Below are 15,102 nucleotides of genomic sequence, written 5' to 3' on the forward strand. Positions count from 1 at the left end.
TTTTTCTTAGTCTTTCCTGTATACAGAACCCGGAGCCTGCATCAATCCCTCAATGTCTGTCTGTTAGAAGAAACTTTATAAGCGCTATCTGATTTCGTCCGAACTTGAAAAAGAATCCCTACGATAAATCTTTATTTTCTCAACTGCCAGAACGCCACTGCACTTGCTGCTGCCACATTCAGAGAATCTACACCATGTGACATCGGAATCTTCACAGTATAATCGCAAGCTTTAATTGTCTCCTGCATAAGTCCGTCCCCCTCTGTTCCAAGAATCACTGCCAGTTTTTCTTCACTCATAAGCTGCGGATCATCAATACTTAAGGAATCATCGGTTAATGCAAGTGCTGCTGTCTTATACCCAAGTGCTTTCAGGCTTTCGATTGCCTGGACCGGCCAGATCTCTTTCCTGTCGCATCTGCGTTCTTTATCGTCTTGAATAAATGTCCATGGAATCTGGAACACCGTTCCCATACTTACTCTGGATGCTCTTCGATACAATGGATTGCTGCATCCTGAAGTCAGTAATACCGCATCCATATGCATCGCTGCTGCCGATCGAAAGATTGCTCCGACATTCGTTGGATTCATCACGTCTTCCAGAATGGCAATCCTGTTCTTTCCCTCGCAAAGTTTCCTGAAATCTTCCAGTGGTCGGCGTTTCAATGCACAAAGCATTCCCCTCGTCAGCTTGAATCCTGTCAATTGCGTAAGGACAGCAAACTCTGCTGTAAAAATAGAAGTGCCTGTATTCTCAAATCTTGCAAGAACTTCTTGCGTCTCTTCATTTTCTTCCATCTGTTTCTTTTCAACCAGAACAGATATTGGAATATATCCGGCATCCAACGCCCGTCCAATCACTTTCGGACTTTCTGCAATAAAAAGTCCATCTTCCGGACGGTCTTTATTCAGAAGCTGTGCTTCCGTATAACGTGCGTAGACGTCCAGTTCCGGTGCGTTAAAGTTGTTGATTTCTATAATATTTAACATTTTCTCTCCACTTATTACTTATATTTTCCAATCAATTTTCTATAAAAATCCACCATCAGATGAATCTCTTCCACAGATATATTTTCATTTTCTCCGTGCACAGATGCGTATTGCTGTTTATCTATATCGATTGGAGCGAATCGAATCACGGCACCGCCTTCATCCACGATCCACTCAAAACTGATCTGATTCTCATTGAAATAGTCGAATGCCAAAGCATTTTCCGATTCCATGATCTCCACACATTGCAATATCACATAATCTTGCAATCTCTTCGTCACTACATCCGGCTTTCTGCCTCGTCCACCAAGAGATAAAGCCAGAACGCACGGTGCTCTAAAAGCTCTCTGATTTTGACTACAAACTTGTTTTTGATCTTTGGTTCATTCACAATTTTTGACATAATTTTTCCCCCTGTCTGTCGATAAAATTCCTGTTACTATTTTATCATACACACAGGGGGGAATAAAGATTAAAACACATATTAAATGATACCGTGATCCTTCGCCAATGCTTTAATACTGCGATCATAAGTTGCTTCTGCTTCTTTCGAAAAGAAACATCCCGGCACGCCTTCATTGTGATCACGATGATAAACTACACACGAAACAGACTGTTGTAAAAACCGAACATTTTACTACATGAGATGCCTCCAACGTCTCACTTAGTACCCAGGAAATGATTTTTCTGAAATATAGATCCATAATACTGGTAAGATATGCATATCCTCTCCTTTCTAACCATATACCTGGCTTATTTTTTTCTATATTTTAACGGAGAAACTCCATATGTTTTTTTGAAGCTTCTGATAAAATAGCTTACATTCTGATATCCACTCTGCATTGCAATCTCTGTAACAGGAATATCAGTATCTTGTAACAGCTGTTTTGCATGCTCTAACCTTAAATGTGTTATATATTGCGAAAGGGTAATATGAAAATGTTCCTTAAAATATCGCGATATATATTTTTCCGAAAGATGAAACTGCTCACTAAATTCTTTTAATGATATCTTTTCCATAAAATTCTGCTGTATATATGAAATCATTTCTTTTTCTATCGTATTTCTCCCGCTTTTATCATTTTCAATTACAAAGCCCTTCTCCCACATTTCAAGAATAAACTGTAAAAGAATTATTTTTGTCTTTATCTGAGCAGTTATTATGGACTCAGTTTTCTTATTTTTTGCCACATATATTTCAACCAACTGCTCACATAGTTCTTTTGCTGTATCTTTTACTCTTGGACTTATCATCAGATGACCATTTTTTAACGGCTCCAATAATTTATCATCCAACATGTCATTTATGCAAAAAGATATGTATTTTAACGGAAAAAGGAAAGTAAAATAATCCACTGTATCAGTCTGTGAACCCATAAAATGCAGATTACCCGGCGACACTACAAAAGCATCCCCGGGGGTTCCAATATAATTTTCTCCTGATATACTAACAGTCAAAAAACCGCTTTTTACATATATAATTTCCAGTTCATCATGCCAATGAACCGGTATCTGAAATGATCGTCCTTCATTTTTTATATGATATGTACTAAACGGATCATCCTTTGTACCATGTGGTTTATTTTCCTTTAATTCAAAGTACATACTCTCTCCTATACTTCTACAAGACCTTTACTCTTCCATTTTCCACTCTTCCATCTAAGTACCATTCCCACTGCTCTCGCACATTCGTCACCTGCCATAGCAATATATGCTCCTACAGCCAGAAGTCCCATGTGTATTCCGAGAAAATAGGTTCCGCCAACTGCAAACAAATACATAAATATCGCACCTAATATAACCGGAAAAAATGCGTCTCCGCTCGTTTTTAACGCCTGCCCATATACAAGGTTTGTTACCCTTCCAAGTTCAAGAAATATATCTACTATTAACAACTTTACCACAAGATTTATCATCTGTATATCATCCGTAAATATATGCACGATAAAATGTCCGGCAAATGCAAAGGTCACGGAAAAACATGTCGCTGTGATGATACCATATATCGCAGCTTTTCTCGTCCCCCTGTTACATTCCTCAAACTCTTTTGCTCCAATTCTCCAGCCGGTCATAATTGCATTTGCCTGAGCAAGGGCAGCTCCCACGCAATACGAGAAATTTGCAATCTGTATCGCATATGAACGCGCTGTAACATTCATTCCATCCACATCCATCTGATTCATAAAACGCACAATAAAGGTCATTGCGATGTTGTAAAGTGCTGTTTCAAGCGCAGAAGGAAAACCAATCTTAACAATCTGCGCAAATATCTTTCTTGATGCAATTCGCTCAGGACTCTGTTTTGCTTTTATAAGCACAGCCCCCATACCTGCTACAATAATAAGATTTACAACTCTTGAAATAACCGTGGCAACAGCAACTCCCATCACACCCCAGTTGAATGCAAATAAAAATACTGAATTAAGTATTATATTGAGAACATTTCCAACAACAGTTCCTATCAAAGAATGTTTTGTATATCCAAACACTCTCAAATAACTGGAGAAAATAGGAATCAGTGCATTTAAAAAACATGTGCCGCCAACAATTCTAAGATATATTTCAGCCGGCTCAAGCAAAGCTGGAGCAATACTTACGCTTCTAAGTATCCCACCAGAAAAAGTAGCAAGAACGACAGACATTACGATACCTATCAATGCGTTGAATATAAGTCCAAGTTGCCTTGCCTGATACGCTATCCCCGGTCTTCCGGCTCCGATATTTTGTGACATAACGGCTATCATACCCGATGATATTACGCCGAACATGATAATAAAAACACTTATATATGTATTTGCTGTTCCCACTGCCCCTACAGCCTGGTCACTTACAGATGATAGCATAAGCGTATCGACCATACCTGAAAGCATATAAAATAAAGTTTCTAAGCATATTGGCACAGATAGCTGTGTTAATGTTTTTCTTTCCGCTGCCATAGTTTTCTCCTCACATACAATTCAAGAATACTATATCAATAATACGATATATTTCTATGTAATTCTTGTATAATATCATGTGAAAATTGCACTATTTCCACTTTATCTTAAAGAGCACTGGGTTCGAGCTAAATTGATTACTCATGCTTACAAGGATTTGCAAATCAGGATAACTTTTTCCCGTCTCCCTTAATTAAAGATATTGTTGGGTAAAAAAGAAAGGTCAGTCGATTTTGCCGATGAAGCGGTAGTAGATTTCTACTTCCTGCTCACGGCTTCCGTCCTCGCCCTTGACAGCTTCGTGGACGGTTATTTTTTCAATTAGAGTGTTCAGAAGTTCGGCGGTCAGCTCCACAGGGTTGACATACTGTTTCATCAGGGCAATCCACTTTTCAGCATCCGCTGCGGTCTGTACGGCGGCTTCCATCGTTTCGTGAAGCTGTCTTATTTTTGTTTCAAGCTCCTTTTGCTCGTTCTGGTACTTCTCGGACAGCATATTGAAGTTATACTCGGTTATGCGTCCGGCAGACCAGTCCTCATACATTTTAGCAAACAGCCCGTCAACCTCGGCTTTACGCTTCTCTGCCTTTTTCAGCTCCGCAGCCTGCTTTTTCTTCGCAGAGTTTCTTTCCCTGTCGCTGGCATTGAGCAGGCGTTTCAGCAGCTTGTCCTCGTCTTTCTGTGCCAGCATAGACCAGTATTGCAGTCTTGCAAGCACATAGGCATACAGTACATCATAGCGGATATAGTGCATGGAACACTGGCGTAATCCCTGCCCGTTCTTGCTGCAATGGTAGTACCCGTATGGGTTCTTATTCTGCTTGTTTTCCCCATAGGCTAAAGACCATCCGCAGTCTGCACATTTTATCAATCCTGCGAAAATCTGTGTCGTACCGTTTCTGCGTTTCCTGCGTCTGCTTGCAATCAGCTCCTGAACTTTTTGGAACACTTCTTCAGAAATGATGGCTTCGTGGGTATTTTCCACACGATACCATTCTTCCTGCGGCTTCCGCACCTTTTTCTTGTTCTTGAATGAAATGTTGCTCTGCTTGTTGTGAATGCTGTGACCGATGTAGGTTTCCTCTTTCAAAATGCTCTTGACCTGTGCTATCGTCCACGCATAGGCTTTTTCTGCGGGCGCACCGGCGTAGATATTGGCGAAAGTCCCGTATCTTTCATAGTTCAGCCAGCCGGGGGTAGGTACTTTTTCCTCCACCAGAATCCGTGTAATGCTGGCGGCTCCACGCCCGTGTACAGCAAGGTCAAAAATCTTCTCTACAATCCAGCGTGTTTCCGGGTCGATCAGAAGATGACCTTTTTTGTCCGGGTCTTTTACATAGCCCAGCGGTGCATAGGCTCCATAGTGTGCGCCATTGGCAAATCTTGTGTGCATGGCAGCCTTGACCTTTTTGCTGGTCTGTCGGGCGTGCATTTCATTCAGGATGTTTAAGAACGGTGCAAGCTCGCTTTCTCCGTTGATGGTGTCCACATTGTCATTGATGGCAATGTAGCGTACTCCCTTGCTGGGGAAATAGATTTCCGTGTACTGACCGGTCAGGATATAGTTTCTTCCCAGACGGGATAAGTCCTTTGTGACAACGCAGTTGATTTTCCCGTCTTCGATGTCATCAATCATCCTTTGGAAACTTGGACGCTCGAAATTTGTCCCACTCCATCCGTCGTCAATGTACTCGTCTACAACGGTCAGCCCATGCTCTGCGGCATACTGTCTAAGCATCATGCGCTGGGTCTGGATACTGCCGCTTTCCCCCTGTAATTCATCGTCACGGCTCAATCTCAAATATAGTGCAGTGTTATAAATCGTTGTATTGTATGGTTGTTTCACGGTTAAAAATCCTCCTTCTAAAAGAAACAACCCACGCTTATACAATACTCGCTGGTACAAGTATATCATAAGCGTGGGCTGATTGACAGTCGTTATTCCGTATTTTTTCAGGAAGCGGCGGCAGCGTGCTGGATCACATCTTCCAGCAGGCTGTCAAGCGGCTTCCCATCCTGTGCGAAATGCTCCGATACCTTGATACGGACTTTCCCCATGACAAAATACTGGGTGCCGTCTTTTTCGGTAAGCAGGGTGCCGCTGTTTTTGTTATTGCTCTCGTTTTTGCTTTTTGCCATAGGCAGTTACCTCCATAAATGAAATATGCCCGACAAGGGAATGTCAGACAGGTGTACAGCCGCAGACTGTCTCCGTGTCAACCAAACCGTGTCAACCGGCAGAAAAGACTTTGAAAACAATCCATAGGCGCTCTATTATTACTTTTTACTTTTTCTTTGATTTCTTGGTTGACATGGTTGACAAAGGAGAGAAATGCCCCAAATATCAGGCTTTTCCCCGTCAACCGGCTGTCAACCAAAGCGTCAACCAAACTGTCAACCGGTGGCTTTTCAGAATGGAAGTTCCATTTGCCGGGCTTCTTCTTCCGTGATTTCCTGAAAACCGTCCCCCTCCGGCGGAGCTTGGTTGACACGCTCCCAGCCTTTTTGAGAACCGTATTTCTTATACCGCTTCGGGCTTTTGTAGGCTACCCAGCCCTGTATGATGCCGCCCGCAATGCCGGTATTCATAATCTCGCAGATTGCCCGTGTCTCCCAGTCTGCCGGGGAATTTAAGTTCCCCAGCGCTTCCTCATAAAGCTGCTTGGAACATACCCTGTCGCCGGTGTAGTCCTCCAAATAGGCGTAGATCATGCCGGCCTGTGTGTCTTCCTGCATAAAGTCCTGCTGGTGGGCGTTCAGGTATCGGTTCATTTCTATGCTGAATGACAGCTTATACTTCCCACTGCGATAAACCGTCATGGCTTCCGCCCACATCTGTTCGATATACGCCCTCGCCGCCGCTTCATCGTCCAGTATGTGAACCTCCGCCCGTTCCGGGTACACCGTCACGGGGAGAAAGCGCCGGTTGCCGGTGCGGTCACGGGGCAAAAAGTCCTGCCGGTTGGTCGTCCCTCCAAATACACATTGCCGCAGCCGGTCTGCCGGATGTGTCTCATACGGCACTTTGTAGGTTTCTTTCTGGCGGCTTAAGAATGACTTGATTTCCTCAATACTCTTGGCGTTGGCTGTGGCAATCATCTCCGACATCTCGATAATCCAATGCCCTTGCAGCTTGCGGTACACATTTTCATCGTCCAGCTTTTTCAAATCGTCTGAAAACCATTCGTCCCTGCCTGCCAGCAGCCGGAAAAAGGTAGATTTCCCGGCTCCCTGACCACCAACCAGACAGAGCATGACCTCAAACTTGCTCCCCGGTCTGAATACCCGCCGGATGGCTCCCATCAGGAACAGTTTCAAGGCTTCATAGGTGTATTCGTCCGTATCGGCTCCCAGAAAGTGATGCAGGGCGTAACGGATGCGCTCTGTGCCGTCCCATTGCAGGCTGTTCAGGTAATCCCTGACTGGATGGTAGCGGTTTTCATTGGCAACAATCTTGATGGCGCTCTGCACCTTTTTCTCGCTGGTAAGCCCGTAATTTTCTTCCAGATACAAAAGCAGGTAGTTCATGTCCATGTCGGTCAGCGTGGTACTGGTGCGCTCCCAGCCCAGCGGCTTCACAATGTCAATCTGCTCCGTCAAAAGGTTCAGGCGCAGCGCCCCGCGAAACAGAGGGTCACGCTGGAACACCGTCAGGCAGTTTCGGATGCTGTTCTTCACGCCGCCTTTCTGCGTCCCCTCTAATGTTTCCCGGATTTCTGCCGGTGTCTGCGCCGGTTCCATTGTGTCCATCGTCCTTTTGACCGCTTCCTGCGTTTCCGGCGGCAAGCTCTGAAATTCGCTGTTCAAGCCGCAACACCTCCTTTCCCTGTGCGGCGATCAATGCCGCTTTTTCTTCTATTTCTCCGTATAACAAAATATCCAAAAGGTATTCTGTGTAGCTTATCCTCTGCAACGCTTCCACAAAAAGAGGATGCCAGATGGCATCCTGCGGCTGTGGGGCGTGTGCTGTTTTCCAATGCTCCAGCAGGCGCAGATAATCGCATAGCACCCGGAAACAATACCGTTCCGTTTCCTGAAATCTCTGCTCCGCTGATTTTTGTCGGGGCTGTGACCTGTTGTGACGCTTCCTATCTGGCGGCGCATTGCCGGATTTCTCATAGGAAACGCCGAAGTTCTCCGCAAGCCTGACCGCAGCTTCCCGTTTCCCCAATCCATGCAGCAAAGCGGCAAAGTCGATCACATCCCCGGAAGCCCCGCAGCCGAAGCAGTAAAAGCGGCTGTCCACTTTCATGCTGGGCGTGCGGTCATTGTGGAATGGACAGCAGACCATGCCGTTTCTCCCCACCCGGATTCCATAGAATGAAGCAGCCTGCCGGGTGGTAACAGACTGTTTCACCGCTTCAAATACATTCAAATGCTCCCTCCATAAAAATACTGGTAGCGGTAAAGCTGCCGGTTATATCATAGCTCCATCTCATGTTTCTTTCTCTGTACTGCCTGTGGCTGCTCCCTCCGGCGCAGTGCGGTATCTACGGCGTTCTGCACCTGCCGTAGCCGTATGACTTCCTCCCGGAGTGGCTTGTGCTGCGGAGACAGTTCGGCATACTCTGTTTTTAACTGTGCGTATTCCTGTTTCCATGCTTTCAGGGCAATGGGTTTTCCGTCCAGTTTTTCTTTCAAAATACGGCGGGCGGCATAAAACAGCCGTAACTCCGCATCGTGGGATGTTTCAAATTTCTCCCTCTGTTTCTTAAACTTGATATTGTTCAATTCCGTATGAACAGGTTTTAGCCGCTGGTAATTCTCGCCCTCCCGTATCAATTCCTGCAATTCCTTTATCCGGGCAGATTTCTTTTTCATGGAGTCGCTTAACGCTTCAAATTCTTCGTTGACAGAGGAAAGACGCTCCTGCAAATCCTCTAATGTGAGCAGCTTGTTTTCCGTCAGATAATTGACGGCTTCGGCAAACTGCTTTAAGTTTCCGGTTCTGGCTTTATTGCTCCATGCCCCTGCGTTGCGCTGGTTGTAATAAGCGATCAACAGGTCGGCAAGGCTCGGTGTCTGCGGTTTGGAAAGTTCTTCTTTTACCTCTGCCATCCAGACAAACAGGGCTTTGATCTTCTTCCTCACATCCTGCATGAGCCGGTTGGTGGCTTTAATCCAGCGGTTCAGTTCCCCTTTCTCGGTGCGGATGCCCTTTGCTTCCATCTGCCGGACATTAGCTCCCTCGTGGACAGTAGGTATCAGGTCAAGCCCCTGCCGCACATAGGAACGGTGGTCGATACGCACATCCAGCCCTTTTTCCTCAAATTTTGTATTAACGGCAGCCGCCCACTGCTCCCGCCAGTGTTCCAGCGTTTCCGGCTCATGCCAGTCTGTTGTATGGACAGCGTTAAACATATAATCGCCGTTTTTATCCCGGATTCGGTTTCCATCTTCATCAAGAAGATATTCCCGACGCTGTTTTTGTCCCCATGTGCCATCCGGGTTCAAAGGGCGCATGGTTGTCATCACATGAAAATGCGGGTTAGGGATGCCGCCGTCCTCTTTCTCCGGGCTGTGAAAAGCAAGGTCGGCAATCATGCCTTTTGTCACAAACTGCTCCTGTACGAACTTCCTCGCCAGCTCCATGTTTTCTTCCAGCGTCAATTCATTCTGCATGGCAATATCAAAGGAATAGGCAAGCTGTGCTTTTGGATGTTTCTCGCAGTTCTCCACAGCATTCCAGAGGGTCGCCCGGTCAAGATATATTTCCGGCGCATGGGGCGGCAGCATGATTTCCGAAGCGATCACGCCGCCCTTTTTGGTGTAGTCGCTGACTTCTCCATAGTAGCTGCTGTAAAGACGCTCCCCGGCTCGATAGGCTGCGCTGGCAATGGCGCTCTGACCGGCGCTGCGCTTGATCTGTGCGATTGAAAAATGATAAAGTGCTATCCTTAGTCACCGCCTTTCTCCTGCCCGGAAATACGGGCGTGGTTCTCTGTGGCAGACCGGATGAAATGCTCCGCCTGCGGCAGATTCAAAATGCTTTCCATGAGGGAATAAAATTCCGCTTCGGATAGCTCCTTTGTCTGTGGTGCAATGCTCTCAATAGCTGCCCCACGGGTAATCAGCCGGTGCGTCCTCTGTTTCCGGGAACCGCTTTCCAGATACGCCTGCCGGTTTTTCAAACGCTGCATTTTCCGTTTTTCCTGTTCCAGCAGGACAGTGGTTTTTTCATATTCCTGCTTCAACTGTTCCAAAGATTTTTCCATGTTCTCACATCCTTTGCTGATAAGATAAAGAAAGACCATCCGCAGACAGTCCGTGTGTCAGTGCTTCTATAAAACCCGATGAAAAGGGAAAACCGCAGAGCGGATTTCTCTTTGCGGCGGGTACACAGGGGATAGCCGCTTTAGCGGCGCAAGGGGGTGTAGCCACCTTGTCGGAGCGAAGCGAACGCAGACCTCGGATTGCTGATTTTATCAGCGGCAGAGGTAAGCTCCGCAGGACGCACGATACATGGTCTTTAGACTATGTATAGAAGTGCGCCCTTAGTTCCTAAGGGATTTTGCCGTTTCCGGCAGTCTTGTCCTTTTTCTTGGAACGCTTGGAAAGATACTTCGGGCAGTCAACCACAACCGCCCGGAAGCTCTGTTTACATTCGTGCTGGCATTTCCGGCACAGTTCGTTGTAAGTGATACGGCTGCGGTCATTTAAGAAGAAAGACCATTCCAGCCGCCGCTTGTTGCTCATTCTTGCCATAACCGGCTCCTTCCTCCGTTTCTATCTGATGTACGCAGATAGGCTGTTTTGGCGTAGCGTTTCGGTATCATTTTTAAGGTTTTTCCCTCTGTATGCCCCTTTGGAAAGTGCGGCGGTATTGCAGTCAGGGGATAATACCTCACGCTTATTTGTCGCTTCCCGGTACGGTTTCAGAGCCTTTTGCCATCCATTCAAAGAAAGCAATTTTGCTGACCTTGATAAGCCTGCCCCTGCGGAACGCCGGAAAGCTGGGGGTGTGTACCAGCTCATAGGCGCTCGCTCTTGAAATTCCCATAATCCGCTGGATGTCCGCCACATCCAGAACCAGAGGTAAATCCTCGTAGCTGTTCAATCTCTTTTTATCGTTCATTCTGTTCCTCCCATAAATCAAATAGGTTAAAATGCTTCCTGTTGCCGTTCTCCCCCAAAGCCGTTTTCCTGCCCCATTCCTGCGGTGTTTCCCTGCATTGGTGCGCCGGATGCGTCACTTCTCCTGCCGGTCATATCCCTTTTGGACGGTCATTCACTTGTCAAGGTACTGTGTGGTACGAAATTACCAACTACAATCATCATAGCGGACCATCATTGACAAAACAATGCTTCTGCGTTACCATGAGTGTAACGGATATAACTAAATTATATAATTACCATAGACAAAGGCAGGGGATAGGGATGGAGAATCAGTTTATACGGCATGAGCCATGTTTTGAGAGGATTTTGTTTGTCCTGACGCTGGACAGGAAGAAAATGAAAGAGCGGATTTTGATTGGGGAAGAACAGCAGATCCGCTTCCAGCTGAACGGGAGCCAAAACGCCGAGGTGCTTTGTGATATGAAACGCCCGCTGGGGACTTTTTTGATAAACTTTGAGCGTGACACGGACAGAGATTGGAACTTATACGGGCTTTCTCCGCTGCGGCAAGCCCTCCGCTCCAACCGATGGAAACAGCCGGAGCTGGAGCAGACGGCAAGCGAATTTCTCTGGGGAAAATATCTTAGCAATGACCCTCTGAAAATGTATGTGGCGTTCCGTATCTGGAACAGCTATCTGCTTGCCAGAGAACCCCGTGACCGTAACGCTGCCTGTGACCGCTTCATGGATAAAATGAGCAGACTGACCGGGGTATTCCAAAACGAAACCATGAGCTTTGACAGGGAGACAGGAAAACCGAAACATTTTCAAGCTGGCAGCCTTTATTTCAAAGGCGCACCGTCAGAAGATACCCGGCTTGACCTCTGGTTCCCGGACAACCGGCGCACAGAAGAATGTGTGTCTGCCTATGCGTCCCTCTACCCGTTGATTACCTATTATCTGAACAGGCTGAATGACTGGGGGCTTTGTTTCCGGCAGTGCAAGGTCTGCGGGAAATATTTTCTGGCAAAGAGCCAGCGATATGAGCTGTGCAGTGACAAATGCCGAAAAGCACAGGCGCTTCAAAACAAGCGGGAATTTGACGAGAGGGCAAGAGAAAATAACTATGACCTGCTTTATAAAAATGAATGCCAGAACTGGCGCAACAAAATAAACCGGGTAAAAAATACCGCAGGCTTTCCGGCTGACCGTCTGGAAAAAATACAGGCTGCCTTTGCTGACTTTAAGAAAGAAGCCTTACAGAGAAAAAAAGCTGTAAAAACAGGAATGGCCAGCCCGAAAGAATTTGCGGACTGGCTGTATCAGCAGAGTAATGTAATTGTTGAGCTGACCGAGATATGAAAAACTTTCTATCGTCAATTTCGCATTATTGCAATAACAGATTGCTTCTTCCATGAATGGTAATATTATCATCAAACTTTTGGAAGAACTATAAATGTCCGAGGTGCCTTTGATTTCGACAGAAAAACAGGCTGAATTGTTACAAAGCTCGGACATTTCAAAAGAATTTTTTGAAAAATACTAAAGAAGCGGAGCAGCTAAAATCTGCTCCGCTTCGATATGATTGATCTAAGGATGTTTTGCTATTTGATAAAACTCACTCTGTCAACCGCAATCGTTCCACAACTGGAAGGTTAACGTCAGTTTTGTAGACCCATATAGGCACAATAAGGCAGATTAGCAACACCAGTCCAGACACCAGCACCAGTGGGATAAATGGATAGGAGAAAACAGCATAATAGGCCACTTTACTAAAAACCATATATAGCAAGATGAAGATTGCTGTTCCAATGGTGACTGCAAGGGAAAGGGAAACGCCCCAATAATAGAAACCTTCCATAAATAGCATTCGTTTGATTTGTCGCTTTGTCATTCCAATGCTTTCAAGAACAGCTAATTCATAGCGCCGAGTATTTACATTGACAACCATTGTATTGACAAAGTTCATGACACCAACAAGCAGCAGGATCACGGACAACCCTGTTCCTAAAACCTTTGCTGTAATGAGATATTCCTGCATTTCTTCTCGCCGTTCATATCGGGATATAATATCAATGTTAGCTTGTGATGCGGTGATTTGCTTTAATTCTTGCAGTATACTTTCGTCATGTTGACCATCCGTATCAAAGGCCACGCGGAACACTCTATATTGCGGAAAGAGTTCTTTCAAAGCTGTTTGACTAATATACAAATCAGGAGCCGTCCCTCTCTCATTGTCTCCTCCTGCTCGAAACCCTTCATTCAAATAACCGTTCGCTACAATAAAGGAATGCTGTCCGTTCTGCGTCTGGATTGTTATTTCCTGCCCCGGCTGAATAAGGCCTTCTACTGTTTTGGACAGCAGCACAACCTTTCCTTGTTCAAAGGCAGACGTGTCAATAGGCAAGTTTAAGGTTTTATTGATTTCTTCCAAATATGCACTGTCAATTCCAAAAACCCCGCTAAAAAAGTTTTGCTGATAATTTTCTAATTTTGCCGGATCAGAAAAATCAATGCCGTTTACTCCGTCTAATGACGCAAGAAACTCGTGAAATACAGCATCGTCATATACAACATCTGCTGCTACTTGAGGATAAGGTGCATAGGTCAACCTCAAATTCTCAATGCCGTCAAGCTGACCAATCTCTGAAACCATTTCGCTGGAAATTAAATCTTCTCTTTCGTGGATACTATATGTGAGTGCAAAATCGCTTACTCCCCATTGGCTCACATAATTCTCCGGGCTTAAACCATGTAATAGCCCTGTGACGACAAGGAACAAGGAAAGGCCGAAAAAAAGCGATGCAAAAACAAGGGTTGTACTCTTAGCATTACGAAAGACATTGTTCCATGCCATTCTGGACAACTTCATTTTGCTACAATTTCTGGCGCTGCTCTTTGTGCTGGCTGCTGTATATTGGAGTGCTGCTATTGGTGAAACACTTCCGGCAATTTTGGCGGGCTTCATGCTTGCAATCATAACGGTAATGAACGTAAATATGGCCGATCCTATGAAAATAAACGGCGAAAAAGATACTTTTGTTCCCACATCAGAATTTGTTGAATACATCATATTCAGGAAGTAAGGAACAATGCCAAAGGAAACAACCGCACCAAGTAACAGACCAATCGGAATACCAATACAAGAGATTCTGATTGCCTGCTTATAGATAATTCTTTTTATCTGCCTTTGGGTCGTTCCAATCGTTTTAAGACGGCCATAGAATTGCACATCTTTTACGACAGAGACATAAAGAATATTATAAATCAGCAGATAGCCGCTAAAGGATATAAAAACTGCTAAAATTATTACAGCTAAAATAATAGTTCCACCATTTGCCTGTTCTAATGGTGCAATTTCAAATGTTTGCCCTTCTGTAAAGTCAATCTCACGCCGCAATCTTTCACAGTTTTTGTCAGCATTATCATTGCCTTGAAAACGGATCATTGCCGTAACACTATTATCCAGTGATACATTTAAGCTATCCTTAAAAGCGGATGAAACATAAACATAACCACGATTATTTGTGCGCATTGGAATGTAGTCCGTATAGTAGCCCGACAGCAAAAAGGTGTCTGAGACATAATTATAGCTATCGCCAATTTGGTACGACAACACAATCTCCATCCCTATTTGCGGATCAGAAATGCCCATCTGTTCAAGCACCCATGTAGGTAGCATAATTTCGTTTTTACTTGATGGGTAATTTCCTACAACACCTGATATAGTAGGAAGACGGTGGTGTTCCCACTCGGTATCATCTATCCAAACTATACCTAATCTCGCATTTTGCAGTTGCTCTGTATCAACACTGCCTAAACGCTGCTGTATACCTACGTCAAGGACAAGGTTTGATTTTGAAATGTCAACCAACTGATTTTCTGTTACATTTGTGATTCCGACATCAGCGGTAGTTCCCATTAACCGAATTTGTTGCATTTGGTAGGTTTCAAAGTAACTAAAACCAATACTGAATGTCGCAGTTATCATAAATGCAGTTAGCACAAGAGCAATGATTGCAAATAAATTACGCTGCCGTTCATGGTGCAAACTGCGCTTTGCCAGTTTCTTTTCAATGTTACTGGTATCATTTTCAAAAGGCCATGTCATAGTCTGCCAC

At 45.0% G+C, this 15,102-nt stretch carries 15 protein-coding genes; 1 reads left to right on the top strand and 14 read right to left on the bottom strand.

The window, feature by feature from the left end:
- Positions 1-131 precede the first annotated feature (131 nt).
- The 13 genes from LI162_RS01570 to LI162_RS01625 form a co-directional block, all read right to left on the bottom strand.
- On the bottom strand, positions 132-989 hold the full coding sequence (locus tag LI162_RS01570) for a TrmH family RNA methyltransferase (protein ID WP_155204811.1): 858 nt from the start codon (positions 987-989) through the stop codon (positions 132-134).
- Positions 990-1,003: 14 nt separating this feature from the next.
- Positions 1,004-1,270, bottom strand: a complete 267-nt coding sequence (locus LI162_RS01575) for a hypothetical protein (protein ID WP_172675352.1) — start codon at positions 1,268-1,270, stop codon at positions 1,004-1,006.
- Positions 1,270-1,392: a hypothetical protein gene (locus tag LI162_RS15520; RefSeq protein ID WP_255615881.1), complete on the bottom strand. Its 123-nt coding sequence runs from the start codon at positions 1,390-1,392 to the stop codon at positions 1,270-1,272. Before LI162_RS15520 ends, LI162_RS01575 begins: the two co-directional genes overlap by 1 nt.
- A gap of 350 nt (positions 1,393-1,742) precedes the next feature.
- Positions 1,743-2,594: an AraC family transcriptional regulator gene (locus LI162_RS01580; RefSeq protein ID WP_055147048.1), complete on the bottom strand. Its 852-nt coding sequence runs from the start codon at positions 2,592-2,594 to the stop codon at positions 1,743-1,745.
- Positions 2,595-2,602: 8 nt separating this feature from the next.
- Positions 2,603-3,925: an MATE family efflux transporter gene (locus LI162_RS01585; protein ID WP_155204809.1), complete on the bottom strand. Its 1,323-nt coding sequence runs from the start codon at positions 3,923-3,925 to the stop codon at positions 2,603-2,605.
- A 223-nt stretch (positions 3,926-4,148) separates the two neighbouring features.
- A complete protein-coding gene (locus LI162_RS01590) occupies positions 4,149-5,771 on the bottom strand; it encodes a recombinase family protein (protein WP_008791695.1) in 1,623 nt (540 codons plus the stop codon).
- Between the two features lie 107 nt (positions 5,772-5,878).
- A complete protein-coding gene (locus LI162_RS01595; RefSeq protein WP_004849804.1) occupies positions 5,879-6,064 on the bottom strand; it encodes a hypothetical protein in 186 nt (61 codons plus the stop codon).
- 270 nt (positions 6,065-6,334) lie between these two features.
- On the bottom strand, positions 6,335-7,675 hold the full coding sequence (locus LI162_RS01600; RefSeq protein WP_115714955.1) for a virulence-associated E family protein: 1,341 nt from the start codon (positions 7,673-7,675) through the stop codon (positions 6,335-6,337).
- Complete coding sequence (locus LI162_RS01605; RefSeq protein ID WP_115714956.1) at positions 7,560-8,300, bottom strand: CHC2 zinc finger domain-containing protein; 741 nt, start codon at positions 8,298-8,300, stop codon at positions 7,560-7,562. Before LI162_RS01605 ends, LI162_RS01600 begins: the two co-directional genes overlap by 116 nt.
- Positions 8,301-8,347: 47 nt before the next feature.
- Positions 8,348-9,820 (bottom strand): MobQ family relaxase, encoded by a 1,473-nt coding sequence (gene mobQ, locus LI162_RS01610; RefSeq protein ID WP_074104019.1) that lies wholly within the window; start codon positions 9,818-9,820, stop codon positions 8,348-8,350.
- Between the two features lie 2 nt (positions 9,821-9,822).
- On the bottom strand, positions 9,823-10,140 hold the full coding sequence (locus LI162_RS01615; protein WP_008816380.1) for a DUF3847 domain-containing protein: 318 nt from the start codon (positions 10,138-10,140) through the stop codon (positions 9,823-9,825).
- A gap of 286 nt (positions 10,141-10,426) precedes the next feature.
- On the bottom strand, positions 10,427-10,630 hold the full coding sequence (locus tag LI162_RS01620; protein ID WP_004614949.1) for a hypothetical protein: 204 nt from the start codon (positions 10,628-10,630) through the stop codon (positions 10,427-10,429).
- Between the two features lie 145 nt (positions 10,631-10,775).
- Positions 10,776-11,000, bottom strand: coding sequence for a helix-turn-helix domain-containing protein (locus tag LI162_RS01625; RefSeq protein ID WP_110104245.1), 225 nt, complete (start codon positions 10,998-11,000; stop codon positions 10,776-10,778).
- 302 nt (positions 11,001-11,302) lie between these two features.
- Here LI162_RS01625 and LI162_RS01630 point away from each other — a divergent pair, with 302 nt between their 5' ends.
- The gene (locus LI162_RS01630) at positions 11,303-12,343 is read left to right on the top strand and encodes a DUF6076 domain-containing protein (protein WP_110104246.1); all 1,041 of its coding nucleotides are present in this window, start codon (positions 11,303-11,305) and stop codon (positions 12,341-12,343) included.
- Positions 12,344-12,599: 256 nt separating this feature from the next.
- Here LI162_RS01630 and LI162_RS01635 read toward each other — a convergent pair whose 3' ends face one another.
- Positions 12,600-15,092, bottom strand: a complete 2,493-nt coding sequence (locus LI162_RS01635; protein ID WP_138373914.1) for an ABC transporter permease — start codon at positions 15,090-15,092, stop codon at positions 12,600-12,602.
- Positions 15,093-15,102: the final 10 nt, after the last annotated feature.

This window comes from Mediterraneibacter sp. 210702-DFI.3.120, assembly GCF_020561005.1.
GTDB lineage: Bacteria > Bacillota > Clostridia > Lachnospirales > Lachnospiraceae > Mediterraneibacter > Mediterraneibacter faecis.